Source organism: Kaistia nematophila, from assembly GCF_026343855.1.
Lineage (GTDB): Bacteria > Pseudomonadota > Alphaproteobacteria > Rhizobiales > Kaistiaceae > Kaistia > Kaistia nematophila.
Genome location: NZ_JAPKNK010000005.1, coordinates 123,809 through 140,954 on the forward strand (window position 1 = coordinate 123,809; position 17,146 = coordinate 140,954).

Genomic DNA, 17,146 nt, shown 5'->3' on the forward strand with positions numbered 1-17,146 from the left:
CCACCACAACAAGAACGAGCCGAAAAGGCCTGGGCGGCGGATCGAAAACGACCCCTGCCAATGACAAACACCTGACGGAGACATGGAAATGAAGAAGACCCTCATGACCGCTGCCGCCCTGTCGGCCCTGACGCTGATGTCGCCGCTGGCGGCCAATGCGGAAGACGCCCCGGTTCGCGTCGCCTTCCTCGCGGCTTCGAGCCAGAACGGCTTCAACCAGGCGATCTATGCCGGCATCCAGAAGGCGGCCAAGGACTTCGGCGGCAGCGTCACCACCGAGATCTTCGACGGCGAATTCTCGGCAACCAAGCAGTTCAGCCAGGTCGAGGATCTGGTCGCAGGCGGCCGCTTCGACGCGATCATCATCGCCCCGAACGACACGGTTGGCATCGCCACCGCGCTCGAGGACGCCACCGGCGCCGGCCTCAAGGTCGCGACCACGCTGTTCCCGGTCGGCCCGGAACTCAGCAACATGCAGCCGCAGGTGAAGGGCCTGACCACGACCGTCGCCACCGATCCGTCGATCGGCGCGCGCGCCCAGGCCGAGAAGATCGTCGAGTACTGCGCCGACAAGAACCCGTGCAAGGTGGCCGTCATCATCGGCCAGCTGATCTATCCGTTCGATAACCTGCGCAACGAGACCTACAAGAAGGTGCTCGGCGAGCACAGCAACATCCAGATCGTTGCGACGGGCGAGGGCAACTACGACCCGAACACCGCGATGAAGTCGATGCAGGACATCCTGCAGGCGCATCCCGACGTCAACGCCGTCCTCGGCAGCGCCGACCAGCACCTGATGGGCGCCGAGATCGCACTGACCGATGCCGGCATCGACCTTTCGAAGGTCTACACGATCGGCGGTGGCCTGAACCAGATCGCGGTCGACGCGATCCGCGCCGGCAAGTGGAACGCCACGCTGATGCAGGTGCCGGCGTCGATGGGCGCCGCGGCGCTGACCGCCATCGTCAAGGCCAAGCGCGGCGAAGAAGTCCCGACCTGGATCGACGAGTCGAAGCTGCGCGAGATCCCGCAGATCGTCGACAAGAAGTGGCTGGATGCGAATCCGGACTTCGTTGCCGAGTGGCAGGGCTGACGCCTCGGCGTCACGTTTCGGCGGCGCCGCTTCGGCCGCGCCGCCTCCTCTGCCCGGGCGATACGAAGAAAGGAAAACCATGACTGCGGAAGGCCATGCCGTCAGCATTCGTGGTGTCGTCAAGAGCTTCGGAGGGACACGGGTCCTCGACGACATCAACATCGATTTCAAGGCTGGCGAGGTCCATGCCCTCGTCGGCGAGAATGGCGCCGGCAAGTCCAGCGTCGGCAAGATCGTCGGTGGCTACTATTCCGCCGATGGCGGCGAGATCACGGTCTTCGGTGAGAAGATCGGCCGTTTCTCCCCGCGCGAGGCGCTTTTGCGCGGCATCGCGATGATCCACCAGGAGCTGCAGCTCGTACCCGAGCTCACCGTGGCCCAGAACGTCTTCCTGGGCCTCGAAAGCCACCGCGCCGGCCTGCTGGTCGGCGGCGATCTCGAACGCTTCGCCGTGATCGAGGCGACCTGCGACTTCGGCCTCGATCCCAGGGCCAAGGTGGCGAACCTTCGCATCGCCGAGCGGCAGAAGGTCGAGATCATGCGGGCGATTGCCCGCAACGCCCGCGTCATCATCATGGACGAGCCGACCTCGTCGCTGACCGAGGACGAGGCGGAGCGGCTGCACCAGCTGATCCGGCGGCTGAAGTCGAACGGCGTCACCGTCATCTATGTCAGCCATTTCCTCGATCACATCCTGGCGAACTGCGACCGCATCACCGTCATGCGCGACGGCCGCGTGGTGCGCACCGCCTCGGTCGAGGGAGAGACCAAGCAGAGCCTCGTCGACAGCATGCTCGGCCAGGCCTCGAACATCATCTGGCCGAGCCTTCCCCCGGCGCCGGCGGAGACGGTGAAGCCGATCGCCGAGATGCGCAATGTCTCGACCGATACGGGCCTGCGCGACGTTTCGCTGCTCGTCCGGCCGGGCGAGATTGTCGGCCTGATCGGGCTGGTCGGCTCCGGCCGCACCGAAATCGGCCGTGCCATGTTCGGCGCCGATCCGATCGAGGCGGGCAGCTACGCGATCGACGGCATCGAGCAGCGCCGGCTCAACGTCACCCGCGCCGTCGCCCAGGGTGTCGCGCTCGTTCCAGAGGACCGGCGCAAGCAGGGCCTCGTGCTGACGCAGACGACGCGGCCGAATATCAGCCTCGCGACGCTGGGCGGCCTCAGCCGCTTCGGCCTCCTCAATCGCAACGAGGAGATGGACCGTGTCCGCGCGATGATCAAGCATTTCGGCATCGTGCCGGGCAAGGTCGATGGCGAGGTCGCGTTCTATTCGGGCGGCAACCAGCAGAAGGTGCTGCTGTCGAAATGGGCCGTCGCCAAGCCGCGTCTGCTCATCCTTGACGAGCCGAGCCGCGGCGTCGACATCGGCGCCCGCCAGCGCATCCATGAATTCATCGTCGAGATGGCCGCCGCCGGAACTGGCGTCCTGCTCATTTCCTCCGAGCTGGAAGAGGTCATCAACCTCTCCCACCGCGGCTACCTCATGAGCGAAGGCCGGATCTTCGACGAGGTGTCCTGCCGCGATCTCACCGTGGACGCCGCGCTCAACCGCATCTTCCGGGAGCAGAGCCGCAACCACGACATCCAGGAGACAACCCTGCAATGACCGATACGCGTGCAATCCTGGCAGGCGGACGGCAGGCCCCCCGGTTCTCGGTCGCGTCCTTCGCGCGCGAATATGGCGTTCTCGTCATCATCGCCGCGCTTCTGATCGGCCTGACCTTTGCCTCCGACAGCTTCCTGACGCCCCGCAACCTGCTCAACATCGTCAACCAGAGCGCTCCGCTCGCGATCATCGCCTGCGCGCTGACCTTGGTGATCATCGCCGGCGGCTTCGACCTTTCGACCGGCGCCATCTTCGGCGTCGCCTCGGTCTCGGCCGGCTGGATCGCCGTCAATGTCGATCCGGTGACGGCAATGATCGCCGGACCGCTGATCGGCGTGGCGCTGGGTCTTGTCAACGGCGTGATCATCACCGCCTTCAACGTGCATTCCTTCCTGGTGACGCTCGCCACCAGCCTCGTCTATCGCGGCATCGCCATCCTGATCACCGGCGGTGCGCTGATCCCCGTGCGCATTCCGGAGTTCGCCTGGCTCGGCCGCGAGAAGGTCGGCATGGTCAACATCGCCGTGATTGTCTTCGTCGTCTTCATGCTGGTCATGATGCTGCTGCTGAACCGCACCACCTTCGGCCGGCGCGTGTTCGCGGTCGGCGGCAACGAGGAAGCGGCGATCCTCTCCGGCATCCGCACCAAGCTAATCAAGATCGCCACCTTCGCCATCTCTGGCGGCGCGGCGGGCCTTGCCGGCGTCATCACCGTGTCGCGCCTCTCCATGGCCTCGCCCCAGGCGGGCGCCGGCATGGAGCTCGAGGCGATCGCGGCGGTCATCCTCGGTGGCACCTCGATCATGGGCGGCGCCGGCGCGATCTGGCGTTCCGTCTCCGGCGTGCTGCTGATGGCGCTGATCGGCAACGGCTTCAACATCCTGAACGTGAACCCGTTCTTCAAGGATCTGACCACCGGCGTGATCATCGTCGTCGCGGTGGCGCTCGCGGCGTCGAAACCGCGCCGCTGATCCTTTAGCGGGCGCGCCCGGCGCGCCCCCATTCGCTTCCGGCTCCCGCGATGGCCCGACGGTCGTCGCAGGCATCGGCACTCATTTGCCCGAGAGGTCGTTCATGACTGAGAAGATTACGCGTGTCTCCACCGACGTTGGCGGCACCTTCACCGATCTCGTCTATTTCGAGATGGACATGGCCACCGGCGTGCAGACCGTGCGGACGGAAAAGTCCGACACCACGCCGCCGGATTTCGAGAAGGGCGTTCTGAACGTCTTCGACAAGGCCGGCGTCGACGTCGAGGCGGTCGACTTCTTCGCCCACGGCACCACCGTGGTGATCAACGCGCTGACCGAGCGCAAGGGCGCCAAGGTCGGCCTGATCGTCACCCGGGGCTTTCGCGACGCGATCGAGATCGGCCGCGGCAACCGCCCCGATTTCTTCAATCTGAAATATGTGAAGCCGGAACCCTTCGTCGAGCGCTACCTGCGCCGCGAGGTGACGGGCCGCATGGATTATCGCGGCACCGAGGTGACGGCGCTCGATCTCTCGGAGCTCGACGCGATCGTCGCCGATTTCCGGGCTGATGGCGTCGAGGCGGTGGCGATCTGCCTGCTGCATTCCTACGCCAACCCGGCGCATGAGAAGGCGATCCTCGACGGCGTTCGCGCCCGCTGGCCGGGCGTCACCGCCGTCGCCTCGCACCAGATCACCCGCGAATGGCGCGAATATGAGCGCACCAACACGACGGTGTTCTCGGCCTATGTCCAGCCGAAGGCGGAGCGCTATCTGGAGAAACTCGAGAGCGGCCTGAAGGGCAGGGGCTATCGCGGCAATCTCTTCATCATGCAGTCGAACTGCGGCGTCGACTCGGTCGAGGCGGTCAAGGCCGTGCCGATCACCATGGTCGAGAGCGGCCCGGCCTCGGGCTTCTGGGGCGCGGCGGAACTCGGCCGCATCATCGGCGAGCCCAACGTGCTGGCGCTCGACATCGGCGGCACGACCGCGAAGTGCTCGCTGATCGAGGGCGGCCAGGTGACGATCAAGACGGACTACTGGATCGAGCGCAACCGCCGCTCGGCCGGCTATCCGATCATGGTGCCGGTGGTCGATCTCGTCGAGATCGGCAATGGCGGCGGTTCGATCGCCTGGGTCGACGATTTCGACAAGCTGCATGTCGGCCCGCAATCGGCCGGCTCCACCCCCGGACCGGCCGCATATGGCCGCGGCGGCACCAGGGCGACGACGACCGACGCCAACCTGGCGCTCGGCCGCATCAATCCGGACTATTTCTGCGGCGGCACGGTCAAGGCCGATATCGGCGCGCTGAACGGCGCGCTGGCGGAGCTCGCCGACAAGCTCGGCACGGCGCCGGTCGACGTGGCGCGCGGCATCGTCCGCATCGCCAATTCGAACATGGTCAACGCGCTCAAGCTGGTCTCGGTCAATCGCGGCTATGACCCGCGCGATTTCACCCTCGTGGTGTTCGGCGGTGGCGGCCCGATGCACGGCGTGGCGCTCGGCCAGGAGCTCGGCGTCAAGAAGGTGGTGGTGCCGCGCGGCGCGCCGGTCTTCTCGGCCTGGGGCATGATGATGTCGGACCTGCGGCGCGACTATTTCGTCACCCGCCTGCTCGACGCCACCGACCATGCCGGCCTCGACGACCTGCTCGCCGGCATGATGGACCTCGCCCGTGAAGAGTTCGCCCGCGAGGGCGTCGAGCGCGAGAAGATCACCATGCGGCCGCAGGTGCGGTGCCGCTACCAGAACCAGGAATTCGCCGTCGAGGTGCCGATCGAGGCCGGCCGCATCGGCCCGACCGAGATCCAGGCGATGGTGACGTCGTTCCACGAGGTCTATGAGCGCGAATACACCTATCGCCTGCAGGCGGAGGTCGAGATCATCGGCCTTCACCTGATCGCGGCGAGCGAGGTCGGCAAGCTCGAGCTGGTGCCGATGCCGGTCACCGGCGCCAAGCTGGAGGACGCCGTCAAGGGCCGCCGCATGGTCGACTACGCCACCGAGGGCGTGCACGAGGCGACGATCTACGACGCCACGAAGTTCGAGCCCGGCATGCGCTTCAACGGCCCGGCGATCATCGAGGATCCCGGCACCACCATCGTCGTCCATCCCGGCAACCGCGTCGAGATCGACACCTTCGGCAACACCCACATCGAGATCCGGGGCTGATCATGAACGACATGACGACCGTGAAGGCCACGACGACCAAGGACTTCGATCCCGTCACCTTCGACATCATCCAGAGCGCGCTGGAGGCCATCGCCGACGAGATGTTCGTCGCGCAGGTGAAGACCTCGATGAGCGCGATCATCTACGAGGTGCTCGACCTCTCCACCTCGGTGCTCGACCGCCATGGCGAGATCGCGGCGTCGGGCGCCGGCATTCCCGCCTTCATCGGCGTGCTCGACAAGGCGATCAAGGGCATCTTCAAGAAGTACTCGCTGGACGAGATCAAGCCGGGCGACGTGTTCGCCTCGAACGATCCCTATTTCGGCGGCGTCACCCACCTGAACGACATGGTGCTGGCGGCCCCCGTCTTTCATGAGGGGCGCCTGATCGCCTGGGTCTCCAACATCGCCCACTGGAACGATGTCGGCGGCAACGTGCCGGGCTCGATGTCGACCGACGCGACCGAGATCTTCCAGGAAGGCGTCCGCATCCCCGCGGTGAAGCTGTTCGAGGAAGGCCGCGAGAACAAGGCTGTGTTCGACATCCTCTACGTCAACACGCGCCTGCCGGATTATCTGCGCGGCGACCTCTGGGCCGGCATCGCCGGTCTCCGGATCGGCGAGCGGCGCGTGCTGGAACTGGTCGAGAAATACGGCGCCGACACCTTCGAGGCGGCTGTCGACGACTACATGCAGCTCGGCGAGCGCCGGGCCCGCGCGGCGCTGCGCAACATTCCCGAAGGGACCTACACCTTCGAGGAAGAGCAGGACACCGGCGCCATCCACCGGGTCACGCTGACGATCAATGCCGACGAGTTCGTCGTCGATCTCACCGACAATCCGAAGCAGAAGGGCTCGTCCAATTCGAGCCGCGAGGGCACGGAGATCGCCGTCCAGCTCGCTTTCAAGGCGTTCACCGACCCGGACGCGCCCGGCAATGGCGGCTTCTTCCGGCCGTTGAAGGTGGTGACCAAGCCCGGCACGATCTTCCACGTCGAGGCGCCCGGCGCGCTCGGCTACTATTCGGAAGTCGAGATCCGCGTGTTCGACATGATCCTGCGCGCGCTCGCCTCGCATTTCCCGGGCGTCGTGCCGGCCGGCAATTTCGCCTCGATCTGCGGCACCACCGTCGGCGGCCCGCATCCCGAGCATGGCCGCCACTACACCATCGTCGAGCCGCAGATCGGCGGCTGGGGCGCATGGGAAGGCTCGGACGGCCCGAGCGGCCAGTTCTCCGGCTTCCACGGCGAAACCTTCAACTGCCCGGCCGAGGTCGCCGAAGCCCGCTACGGCCTCGCGGTCGACCAGGTCGCGCTCAATGCCGAGCCGGGCGGCGAGGGCCAGTGGCGCGGCGGCAAGGGCATCGACGTGCATTACCGCGTCCGCGCCGACAACAACTTCCTGTCGCTCGGCTACACCCGTTCGCGCATTCCGCCATGGGGCGTCGCCGGCGGCCTGGACGGCTCGACCAACTATATCGAGCTGCGCCGCACGGACGGCAGCAAGGAGCGCCTCTCCTTCGCCACCAATGTCGAGGTCAACACGGGTGACGTCATCCGCGTCGTCACCGGCAATGGCGGCGGCTTCGGCGATCCCGCCCGGCGCAGCCGCGAGGCGATCGAGCGCGACATCCTGAACGGCTACCTGACCCCGGCGCGCGCCACCGAGATCTATGGCTACGAAGGCTGAGATCCGCGCTTCGTTGCGCGGCTAGACGGGCGGATGCCGGATCGCAGCTGATGATCCGGCATCCTGCAATCAGGACGGGCAGGCTGGCGTGAGCCCGCCGTCCGGCGAGGGCACCAGGCATTGTTGGTGCCTGTCCGTTTCGTCATGCCGAACGCTTTCCGAGTTTGCCGTTTTCCGCGCTTTCGGGCGCGGCTGGCCACGCGGAAGGGCTTGCCGAACGGATGCCGGAGCGGGCAGCCTAAAGTTGCTCTCGGTCGTGCAATTTTTGTCGACAAGTAAAATACAAATGATATGGTGAGTCAGGATCAAGGCGGTTCGCGCCCTGCGCCGCGAAGCCGAGAAGACAGGCTCTGAAGGAGAACCAAATGAAGTCCGCCATTTTTTCCGGCTGCATTCCGGCGCTGATGACGCCGTGCAAGGCTGATCGCACGCCCGATTTCGACGCGCTGGTGCGCAAGGGCAAGGAACTGATCGCCCACGGCATGTCGGCTGTCGTCTATTGCGGCTCGATGGGCGACTGGCCGCTCCTCTCCGATGCGCAGCGCATGGAAGGCGTGGAGCGCCTGGTGAAGGCCGGCGTTCCCGTCATCGTCGGCACCGGCGCGGTCAATACCGCGAGCGCTGTTGCGATCTCGGCACACGCGCAGAAGGTCGGCGCCCAGGGCCTGATGGTCATTCCGCGCGTCCTGTCGCGCGGTTCGTCGGTGGCGGCGCAGCGCAATCACTTCAAGGCGATCCTCGCCGCCGCGCCCGACCTGCCGGCGGTGATCTACAACAGCCCCCATTACGGCTTCGCCACCCGCGCGGACCTGTTCTTCGCGCTGCGCGCCGAGCATCCGAACCTGATCGGCTTCAAGGAGTTCGGCGGTCCGGCCGACATGACCTATGCGGCCGAGCACATCACCAGCCGTGACGACACCGTCACGCTGATGGTCGGCGTCGACACCGCCGTCTTCCACGGCTTCATCTATTGCGGCGCCACCGGCGCGATCACCGGTATCGGCAATGCCCTGCCGAAGGAAGTGCTGCACCTCTTCACGCTCTGCAAGGCGGCGGCGAAGGGCGACGTCGAGGCCCGCGCCCGCGCCCTTGAGCTGGAGAGTGCGCTCAAGGTGCTGTCGTCCTTCGACGAGGGCGTCGATCTGGTCCTCTACTACAAGCACCTGATGGTGCTGAAGGGCGACGCGGAATACACGCTGCACTTCAACGAGAGCGACGTGCTGAGCGACAGCCAGCGCAACTATGCCGGCTCGCAGCTGGCGCTGTTCGAAACCTGGTACGCCGAATGGAGCAAGCAGTTCGGCAACGCCAAGAAGAACGCGGCCTGATCAGGAACGCGGCCTGGAAGATGACGAGGCCCTCCCGGCGGGAGGGCCTTTTCTTTTCCGCTCCGCAAGCGATGGACGTGCTGATTCCACCTGCCGGAACGCGACATCCCCAGGAATCCGCGCGGCCGGTCGCCGAGACCGCAACGGCAGCCGGATCACCCGCTGACGGCGGCTTTTCCCTCCATGCCGTAGCGTCTGCCTAAGTTTCATGCGTGGTCGCACAACCTGCGCGCACAATTCCGTCGCGACAGCCTGTTTTCGCGCCCTGTGCCCAGATCCTGGGCGATCTGGAAACGCCCGGCGTAGTGTGACACGACTAAGACATCACCCTTTGAAACCGTCGGGAGAAGCGCAATGCGACTGAAGGGGCTACTGGCCATGGGAGTGGCCGTCATGCTGGGAACCGCGTCGGCGTCCGCCGGCGAACTCAGCTTCTGGCATGCTTATGCCGGCCAGCAGGACAAGACCGACTTCATCAATTTCGCGCTCGACGCCTTTGCCAAGGCGCATCCCGACATCAAGCTCGATGTCGTTCCGGCCGAGCAGTCCGCCTACAAGACCAAGCTCAACACGGCGATGGCCTCCGGCAATCCGCCCGACGTGTTCTACACGCTCCCGGGCGGCTTCCTCGGCGCCTTCGTCGATGGCGGCCAGATGTACGCTCTGGACCAGGACCTGGCCAAGGATGGCTGGGGCGCCACCTTCCTCGAGAGCGCGCTCGCCCAGACCACCAAGAACGGCAAGGCCTATGCCGTGCCGGTCGACGTCGACGCCGCCGTGTTCTGGTACAACAAGGCGCTGTTCGCCGAGCATGGCTGGGAAGCTCCCAAGACCTATGACGAGCTCGTCGCGCTCGCCGAGAAGGTCAAGGGCGAGGGCCTGATCCCGTTCGCGCTCGGAAACAAGGATTCCTGGCCGGCCACCTTCTGGTTCCAGTATCTCGAGATGCGCCTGAAGGGCTCGGGCGCCGTCGCCGCCTTCGTCAACAAGGACGCCGACGCGACGCTGCTCCCCGAGGCCAGTGACGCCTTCGCCCGCGTCGCCGATCTCGCCCAGAAGGGCTATTTCCCGATCGGCTTCAACGGCATGAGCGACCAGGAAGCCAACATGCTCTTCCTGAACGGCCAGGCGGCGATGCTGCTGAACGGCACCTGGCAGATCGGTGCCTCCAAGGACGCGCCGGAGGGCTTCGAGCTCGCCTCCTTCGCCTTCCCGGCAGTCGCCGGCGGCAAGGGCGACCAGACGGACGTGCTCGCCGGCGTGGCGGCGGCGTTCGGTATTTCCGAGAAGGCCGCCAACAAGGCCGACGCGGTGACGCTGCTGCGCTTCCTGACCTCGCCTGAGGTGATGACCAAGTATGTCGAGCTGCGCAAGACGATGGTCACCGTCAAGGACGCGACCACCGAGGCGGCCGCCGGCCCGGTCCTCTACGGCATCAGCAACGGCCTGATGAAGTCGGCCGGCCATCTCGACCCGTTCTACGACACGGCGATGCCGCCCAAGGCCACCAACGCCTACTACACCAGCCTGCAGGGCGTGCTCGACGGTTCGGTCAAGCCCGAGGACGCGGCGAAGAAGGTCGAGGACGCGCTCAAGGCCGGCCAGTAACGACTGTTTTTCGACATCGCGCGGCGGGGGTGACCCCGCCGCGCGCGTTTCCGGGGAAAGCCCGAGGAAGACCCAAGGAAAGCGGCAGGGACAGCCCATGACATCGAGCTCGCGCGACGTCGCGCCGAAGGAGCAGACCCGCGCGGCGCTCCTGTTCCTGCTGCCGGCCTTCGTCCTGATCGCGGTCTTCGTCGCCTATCCGATCGTCTATGCGGGCTGGCTCTCCTTCTTCCGCTGGGACGGCGCCTCGGCCCCGGCCTTCATCGGCCTCGACAATTTCCTGCGCCTCGCCGCCGACGCGATCTTCTGGAAGTCGCTCGGGCGCAACATCCTGATCGCCGCGACCGCGATCGTGCTGCAGGTGTTCCTGGCGCTCCTCATCGCCTATTGCCTGGTCCGCATCGTTCCCTTCGTCAGCCGGCTGTTCCTGTTCTTCTATCTCGTGCCGGTGATGGTCAGCGAGATCTGCATCGGCCTGCTCTGGCGCTTCCTGTACAACCCCTATTTCGGGCTCGTGAACGCGTCGCTGAAAGCGCTCGGCCTCGGCTCCTTGCAGCGCGGCTGGCTCGGCGATTCCGCCACCGCCTTCCCGGCCGTCGTCGTGGTGATGAGCTTCACCTATCTCGGCCTCTACGTGCTGCTCTTCGTCGCCGCCGTGCGCAACGTGCCCGAGAGCCTGTACGAGACGGCCGAGATCGACGGCGCCGGCCATTTCACCAAGTTCTTCTCGATCACCGTGCCGATGGTCTGGGACGCCGTGCGCGCCAATGCGCTGCTCGCCATCATCGGCTCGCTGAAGACCTTCTCGCTCGTCTTCGTGCTCACCAATGGCGGACCCAACCATGCCAGCGAGGTCGTCTCGACCTATCTCTACAAGGCCGGCTTCAGCAGCTTCGAGATGGGCTACGCCGCGACGATCGGCTTTGCCCAGATGGTGCTGACGGCGGCAGGCGCCTTCGTCATCTTCCGCTATCTGAAGCGGGCGCGCGGAGGGAGCGAGCGATGAGCCGCGCCTCGACCCTGCCGGCCTCCGGCCCCGTCCGCCGCGTCACGCCGACCACCATCGTCGTGCTGGCGGTGCTGACCGCGCATGTCCTGATGGTGATCTTCCCGTTCGTCTGGATGGGCTACAGCACGCTGAAGACCAACAAGGAGTTCATGCGCTCCGTCTGGGCGCTGCCGACCTCCTTCTCCTTCGACGCCTATGTCGGCGCCTGGAGCGGCGGCGCGCTCGGCACCTATGCGATGAACTCGCTCTGGATCATGGCCGGCGCGACCCTCCTCACCGTGATCGTCGCGACGCTCGCCGGCTATGCGCTCGCCGTCTACAAGCCGCGCTGGATGGCCGGCGTCGAGCTCAGCCTCATGGCGGCGATGGCGATCCCCGCCTATGTCGCGCTGGTGCCGCTGGTCGTGCTGCTGCGCAAGGCCGGCCTGCTCGATACCCATCTCGGCGTCATCCTGCCGACGGCGGCGTTCAACATCCCGGTCTCGATCTTCATCATGCGGGCCTTCTTCGTGACGCTGCCGCGCGAGCTCTTCGACGCGGCGCGGCTGGACGGCACCGGCGAGTTCGGGATCTTCCGCCACATCGCCATGCCGATCGCCTGGCCGGCCATGTTCACGGTCGCGGTCGTCAACATGATCTGGGTCTGGAACGACTTCCTGTTCCCGGTCGTGTTCATCAACAGCCCCGCGCGCAAGACGCTGCCGGTCGGCCTGACGGATTTCGTCGGCGAGCACATCACCAACTATCCCGTCATGCTGGCAGCGATCCTGATCGCCGCCATCGCCCCCTTGGTCCTCTTCGTCTTCTTCGAACGCCAGATCACGTCCGCCCTCTTGGGTGGCGCCGTGAAGGAATAACCAGGAGCTTCCCCATGTCGTCCAAGCCCCCGCTCTCGGACCTGAACTTCGCCAGCCAGGCCGTCTTCTACGATCCCGAAGAGCATTCGCAGTCGATCAGCTACCCGATCTACATGTCGGCCAACTTCCAGTATGGCGGCGACATCTACGACCAGATCGTGGCGGGCGCGCGCAAGGAAGTGAACATCTACTCGCGCTGCGGCAACCCGACCGAGTACAAGCTCGAGGAGCATGTCGCCAAGCTGACGGGCGGCACCTCATGCCTCGCCACCGCCTCGGGCATGGCGGCGATCTCGCATGCGCTGTTCGGCATCCTGAAGGCGGGCGACCATGTCGTCGCCGACCTCACCACCTATTCCAGCACGCACGAGTTCTTCGATCACCGCGCGCAGGATTTCGGCCTTTCGGTCAATCTGGTCGATTGCACCAATGTGAAGGCCGTCGAGGCGGCGTTCACCGAGAAGACCAAGGTGCTCTACGTCGAGTCGATCGCCAACCCGACCATGAAGGTGCCGCCGCTGAAGGCCCTCGTCGAGCTGGCGCACGCGCGCGGCATCGTCGTGATCTGCGACAACACCTTCGCTTCGCCCGCCGTCTGCCGTCCGCATGATTTCGGCGTCGACGTCGTGGTCGAGAGCGCGACCAAGTTCATCGGTGGCCACAATGACGCGGTCGGCGGCGTCATCACGCTGAAGTCCGACATCCTGCCGGCCGACTGGCTCGAGGACGTCCGCTGGAACACGCTGAACAAGCTCGGCGCGCCGCTGTCGCCGTTCAACGCCTGGCTGCTGCTGCGCGGCGCGCAGACGCTGGCGCTGCGCCTCGAGAAGCAGTGCTACAACGCCCGCAAGCTCGCCGAATACCTGGAGAAGCACCCGCAGGTGAAGCGCGTGTTCTATCCGGGCCTCGAATCGCATCCGAACTATGCTTCCGCCAAGGAGCAACTGAAGGACGGCGGCGCCATGCTGTCGTTCTGCGTCGTCGACGAGGCGTCGGGCGTGCGGCTCCTGAAGCGTCTGAAGCTCTGCTCCTTCGCGGCCAGCCTCGGCGGCCTGCGCACGACGACCCAGATGCCCGCCACCATGGCCTTCCTCGACATTCCGAGCCAGGAGCGCGAGGCGATGGGCGTGGTCGATGGGCTGGTGCGCTTCTCGGTCGGCATCGAGCACATCGACGACATCATCGCCGACGTCGACCAGGCGATCGCGCAGATGCATATCGACCTCTGAGCGACGGCTTCGCGCTCCGGCGCGCGTGCGGCACGGAAACAGAAACGGGCGGCCCGAGGTCAGGGGCCGCCCGTTTCTAGTTCCCGGCCAGGCGGAGCTGGGGTTGCTCGCCGACCGGGGCAGGGCCCGCATCTGCGGCGGGCGATCAGAGCGGCCGGAAGCGCACCGGCGCGGTGATGGTCTTGTTGGCGCCGGGGGGCGGCGCCGGCACCGGCGAGGCGCGACGGACAAGCGCCAGCACTTCCTGGTCGAGCTCCGGGAAGCCGGAAGAGCCGGCGAGCACTACGGTCAGCACGTTGCCACTGTCGTCGATGCTGAAGCGGACCGTGGCCGTGCCGACCTCGCCGCGCGACTGGGCGCCGGACGGATAGCGCTTGCGCCGTTCGAGATGCGCCATCAGCCGCGACTGCCATTTGGCCGGCGTCATCGACGAGGAGAACAGTCCGCTCGTCGACTGGCGCGCCGCCGTGCGGTTGGATGGCTTCACCTGCGCCGCCGCCTCGACGCTGGCCTTCGACGAGGCGGAGGGCGCCGGACGCGCCGGCTTCCTGGTCCGCTCCTTGGGCGGCTTCGGACGGGTTTCCTCGACCATTTTGCGCTCCGGCGGCTTCGGGCGCGGGGCGGGGAGGGGCACGGCGATGTTCTCGATCTCTACGGTCTCGTCATCGACCGGCTCGATCTCGTCGACTACGGGCTCGATCTCCGCAACTTCCTGCACCGGCGGCGTTGTCTCTTCGAGGATCTCCTCCGGTTGCACCGCCTCGGCGACTTCCTGGACCGGCTGCACCTCTTCGGGCGTCGGCTCGTCGATCGGCTCGGCCATGTTCGGCGCGATCTCCGACTGGTTGGTGGTTTCCTGCGAGATTTCCGTTTTCTCGGTGACGGCGGCTTCGGGTTCCGCCGCCAGCTCGATCATGATCGCGGGCGGCGGCGAGGAGTCGGCGGCTACGATCGGCGGCTCCTGCATCAGCCAGGCTGCCGCGCCGACATGGGCGGTCAGTACGACGAGGCCGGCCGAGGCCCACAGCAGTGTCTCGCCGACCCGCGCGCCCCGGCCGACCGAGCGGCTCCAGTCGGTCATGGCACGACCGGCCCGGCCGCGGGCGGCGGTGCTTCTCCGGTCGGGGCCTGCGCCTCGGGAAGCACTTCCAGCCCGACCAGCGCGATCTTCAGATAGCCGGCCTTGCGCAGCAGGTTCATCACGTCCATCAGTTCGCGATAGGCCACCGCTTCGTCGGCGCGCAGGAAGATGCGGGCTTCCTTGTCGCCGGAGGTGAAGCGATCGAGCGCGGCCGCGAGGTCCTCGCGCTGGACGGGATCGTTGCCGACATGCAGCGCCAGGTCCGTCTTCAGCGTCAGGTAGAGCGGCTCGTCGGGGCGCTCCTTCGGCTGCGCGGTCGAGGCCGGCAGGTCGATGTCGATGTCGACGGTGGCGAGCGGCGCCGCCACCATGAAGATGATGAGCAGCACCAGCATCACGTCGATGAATGGCGTGACGTTGATCTCGTGGTTTTCTTCCAGCTCGCCATTGTCGCGCTGACGGATGCCTCCGGCCATGGCGGTTACCCCGCCAGCCGGGCGTTGACCGGCACCTTGGCGTAGTCGAGATCGCGGCTGACGAGACGCTCGACGCCGGTCGCGGCGTCGGTCAGCAGCTGGCGGTAGGCGGTGATCGAGCGCGCGAAGACGTTGTAGATGACGACAGCGGGAATGGCGGCGACCAGGCCGATCGCGGTGGCGAGCAGCGCCTCGGCGATGCCCGGCGCGACCACGGCGAGGTTGGTCGTCTGCGATTCCGAAATGCCGATGAACGAGTTCATGATGCCCCAGACGGTGCCGAACAGGCCGACGAAAGGCGCGGTGGAACCGATGGTCGCCAGCGCGCCGGTGCCTTTCGACATGCGGCGGCCGGCCTGGGCCTCGATGCGGGAGAGGCTGGAAACGAGCCGTTCCTTGACGCCGCCATCGCCGGCGTAGTCGAGCACGATCGCCGATTGCCGCAGCTCATCCTCGGCCGTGCGGACCATGAAGGCGGCCGGGCCACCGCGTCCGGACAGCGAACGACTGGCTTCCGACAGGCCCGATGACGACAGGATGGTGGTCAGCGCCCGGCGGATGCGGGCCCGCGCGCAGGCGAGCTCGATGGTCTTCGCCAGCCAGATCGTCCAGGTGATCAGCGAGGCGACGGCGAGGCCGATCATCACCGTCTTCACCACCCAGTCGGCCGCCATGAACATGCCCCACGGCGATAGGTTGTGCGGCAGGTCGCTGCGCGGCTCGGGCGTCAGGAGCTGGGTCAGCATCTCGGTCGGCGAGGCCGGCTCGGCGGTGACGGGCTTGGCGGGCGCGGCCGGAGCCGTTGTCTCGGCGGTTGCCGGGGCGGCATCGGCAGGCGTCGCAGCGCCTGGCGCGTTGACGGCCGGCGCAGCGGCCGGGTCGGCCGTGGCTGGCGCTGCACTATTGGTGGCTGGTGCCGTGTCTGCCGGGGCGGCATTGGCGGGGCTGGCAGCCGGCGGCGCGTCCGCATTGACGGAAGGGGCGGCAGCAGGAGCGGCCGGGGCTTCGAGGGTCGCGGGCGTCTCGGCGCCGGCATTCTGGGCGATGGCCAGGCTTGGGAACATCAGCGTCGTCGCCAGCGCCAGTCCGGCGAGAAGACCCACCTTGCGTTTCCCTCGGGGCGCGGCAATGGCGGCGGCGGGCTGCATCAGGTGGGGCATGTCGGTATCTCTTGCTCATATGTACAGGCTATGGACGACGCCGGACCCGGACCTTGCGGCCGGGTCGTCGCGATCCGAGACGACAGTCGATTTGGGTGCCGGTGGACGCGTTCGCCCTGGGTGCCTGTACATGTGGCGGCGGCAGGCTGAGCAGCCCGCCGCTTCCGATCTTCAAAGCCGTGGCGCGTTGTCCCCGGCGGCCGTTCTTTTCGCGATCACGCTCAATTCACGCGACCGGTATCGGTTGCCTTCAGGCGAAGACTTCGCTCACCAGGCCCTGCACGCGGCGGAACGCAGCCCGGGCGCCCTCGACCATGCGTGCCTCTTCGTCCTGGTCGAGCTCGATTGCGTCGAGCGCGGCAGTGAACGTCTTCCAGTGCAGGCCGCGGCCTTCCGGCGCGCCGGCGAGATGGCGGGCGCCGAATTCTTCCGACAGGCCGAGCTTGGCGGCTTCCTTGATCAGGAAGGCGGCGCCGAGATTGGAGCCTTCGGCGACATAGAGCCAGCCGAGCGCGGTCGGGATGTCGGCCTCGCCATGGAAGGCGGGCGCCGTCGCCGGGGCAGGGGCCGCGACGGCGAGATCGCCAAGATCCTGCTCGACGTCGCCGAAGCGGCGGCGGCCGGCAAGGTCCGGCAGAATGCGGTCGAGATCCGGGTTGGAGTAGAGCGCGTCGATGTCGCGGTGGAACTGGTGCTGCACCGTCAGGAACATCGCATAGCGCTCGCGGCTTTCGAACGGCCGTCCCGCCATGATCGACTTGTCCAGCCGGCTATGGGTATCGGTGGTCTCCGCCTTCAGAAGCTTGGCGCGGCTCGCTTCGATGGGCTTTGCCTGTTCCGTCGTTGCGCTCATGGCCG

14 protein-coding genes are annotated in these 17,146 nt (G+C 66.7%); 10 read left to right on the forward strand and 4 right to left on the reverse strand.

Annotated features, from left to right (window positions below; all coding sequences use genetic code 11):
• Positions 1–88 precede the first annotated feature (88 nt).
• From OSH07_RS13535 to OSH07_RS13580, 10 genes are all read left to right on the forward strand, one after another.
• A complete protein-coding gene (locus OSH07_RS13535) occupies positions 89–1,093 on the forward strand; it encodes a sugar ABC transporter substrate-binding protein (RefSeq protein ID WP_266339190.1) in 1,005 nt (334 codons plus the stop codon).
• Between the two features lie 79 nt (positions 1,094–1,172).
• Entirely contained in the window at positions 1,173–2,708 is a 1,536-nt protein-coding gene (locus tag OSH07_RS13540; RefSeq protein WP_266339191.1) for a sugar ABC transporter ATP-binding protein, read from the forward strand.
• Entirely contained in the window at positions 2,705–3,679 is a 975-nt protein-coding gene (locus OSH07_RS13545; RefSeq protein ID WP_266339192.1) for an ABC transporter permease, read from the forward strand. Before OSH07_RS13540 ends, OSH07_RS13545 begins: the two co-directional genes overlap by 4 nt.
• Positions 3,680–3,782: 103 nt before the next feature.
• Entirely contained in the window at positions 3,783–5,852 is a 2,070-nt protein-coding gene (locus OSH07_RS13550; protein ID WP_266339193.1) for a hydantoinase/oxoprolinase family protein, read from the forward strand.
• Positions 5,853–5,854: 2 nt separating this feature from the next.
• Positions 5,855–7,540: a hydantoinase B/oxoprolinase family protein gene (locus tag OSH07_RS13555; protein ID WP_266339194.1), complete on the forward strand. Its 1,686-nt coding sequence runs from the start codon at positions 5,855–5,857 to the stop codon at positions 7,538–7,540.
• 365 nt (positions 7,541–7,905) lie between these two features.
• Positions 7,906–8,868: a dihydrodipicolinate synthase family protein gene (locus OSH07_RS13560; RefSeq protein ID WP_266339195.1), complete on the forward strand. Its 963-nt coding sequence runs from the start codon at positions 7,906–7,908 to the stop codon at positions 8,866–8,868.
• 393 nt (positions 8,869–9,261) lie between these two features.
• Positions 9,262–10,476, forward strand: a complete 1,215-nt coding sequence (locus OSH07_RS13565; protein ID WP_266339196.1) for an ABC transporter substrate-binding protein — start codon at positions 9,262–9,264, stop codon at positions 10,474–10,476.
• A 97-nt stretch (positions 10,477–10,573) separates the two neighbouring features.
• A complete protein-coding gene (locus OSH07_RS13570) occupies positions 10,574–11,482 on the forward strand; it encodes a carbohydrate ABC transporter permease (RefSeq protein ID WP_266339197.1) in 909 nt (302 codons plus the stop codon).
• Positions 11,479–12,342 (forward strand): carbohydrate ABC transporter permease, encoded by an 864-nt coding sequence (locus OSH07_RS13575; protein ID WP_266339198.1) that lies wholly within the window; start codon positions 11,479–11,481, stop codon positions 12,340–12,342. The genes OSH07_RS13570 and OSH07_RS13575 overlap by 4 nt, the downstream gene beginning before the upstream one ends.
• 14 nt (positions 12,343–12,356) lie before the next feature.
• Positions 12,357–13,571, forward strand: a complete 1,215-nt coding sequence (locus OSH07_RS13580; protein ID WP_266339199.1) for a trans-sulfuration enzyme family protein — start codon at positions 12,357–12,359, stop codon at positions 13,569–13,571.
• Between the two features lie 145 nt (positions 13,572–13,716).
• Here OSH07_RS13580 and OSH07_RS13585 read toward each other — a convergent pair whose 3' ends face one another.
• The 4 genes from OSH07_RS13585 to OSH07_RS13600 form a co-directional block, all read right to left on the reverse strand.
• Entirely contained in the window at positions 13,717–14,652 is a 936-nt protein-coding gene (locus OSH07_RS13585; protein WP_266339200.1) for an energy transducer TonB family protein, read from the reverse strand.
• Positions 14,649–15,128: a TonB system transport protein ExbD gene (gene exbD, locus OSH07_RS13590; protein WP_266339201.1), complete on the reverse strand. Its 480-nt coding sequence runs from the start codon at positions 15,126–15,128 to the stop codon at positions 14,649–14,651. The genes OSH07_RS13585 and exbD overlap by 4 nt, the downstream gene beginning before the upstream one ends.
• A gap of 5 nt (positions 15,129–15,133) precedes the next feature.
• Positions 15,134–16,276, reverse strand: a complete 1,143-nt coding sequence (exbB, locus tag OSH07_RS13595) for a tonB-system energizer ExbB (protein ID WP_420909631.1) — start codon at positions 16,274–16,276, stop codon at positions 15,134–15,136.
• A gap of 262 nt (positions 16,277–16,538) precedes the next feature.
• Entirely contained in the window at positions 16,539–17,141 is a 603-nt protein-coding gene (locus OSH07_RS13600; RefSeq protein WP_266339203.1) for a biliverdin-producing heme oxygenase, read from the reverse strand.
• Positions 17,142–17,146: the final 5 nt, after the last annotated feature.

Bases quoted from the DNA above. Each gene is read 5' to 3' on its own strand.
- OSH07_RS13535 (WP_266339190.1), top strand. From the start codon at position 89: ATGAAGAAGACCCTCATGACCGCTGCCGCCCTGTCGGCCCTGACGCTG.
- OSH07_RS13540 (WP_266339191.1), top strand. From the start codon at position 1,173: ATGACTGCGGAAGGCCATGCCGTCAGCATTCGTGGTGTCGTCAAGAGC.
- OSH07_RS13545 (WP_266339192.1), top strand. From the start codon at position 2,705: ATGACCGATACGCGTGCAATCCTGGCAGGCGGACGGCAGGCCCCCCGG.
- OSH07_RS13550 (WP_266339193.1), top strand. From the start codon at position 3,783: ATGACTGAGAAGATTACGCGTGTCTCCACCGACGTTGGCGGCACCTTC.
- OSH07_RS13555 (WP_266339194.1), top strand. From the start codon at position 5,855: ATGAACGACATGACGACCGTGAAGGCCACGACGACCAAGGACTTCGAT.
- OSH07_RS13560 (WP_266339195.1), top strand. From the start codon at position 7,906: ATGAAGTCCGCCATTTTTTCCGGCTGCATTCCGGCGCTGATGACGCCG.
- OSH07_RS13565 (WP_266339196.1), top strand. From the start codon at position 9,262: ATGCTGGGAACCGCGTCGGCGTCCGCCGGCGAACTCAGCTTCTGGCAT.
- OSH07_RS13570 (WP_266339197.1), top strand. From the start codon at position 10,574: ATGACATCGAGCTCGCGCGACGTCGCGCCGAAGGAGCAGACCCGCGCG.
- OSH07_RS13575 (WP_266339198.1), top strand. From the start codon at position 11,479: ATGAGCCGCGCCTCGACCCTGCCGGCCTCCGGCCCCGTCCGCCGCGTC.
- OSH07_RS13580 (WP_266339199.1), top strand. From the start codon at position 12,357: ATGTCGTCCAAGCCCCCGCTCTCGGACCTGAACTTCGCCAGCCAGGCC.
- OSH07_RS13585 (WP_266339200.1), bottom strand. From the start codon at position 14,652: ATGACCGACTGGAGCCGCTCGGTCGGCCGGGGCGCGCGGGTCGGCGAG.
- exbD (WP_266339201.1), bottom strand. From the start codon at position 15,128: ATGGCCGGAGGCATCCGTCAGCGCGACAATGGCGAGCTGGAAGAAAAC.
- exbB (WP_420909631.1), bottom strand. From the start codon at position 16,276: ATGCAGCCCGCCGCCGCCATTGCCGCGCCCCGAGGGAAACGCAAGGTG.
- OSH07_RS13600 (WP_266339203.1), bottom strand. From the start codon at position 17,141: ATGAGCGCAACGACGGAACAGGCAAAGCCCATCGAAGCGAGCCGCGCC.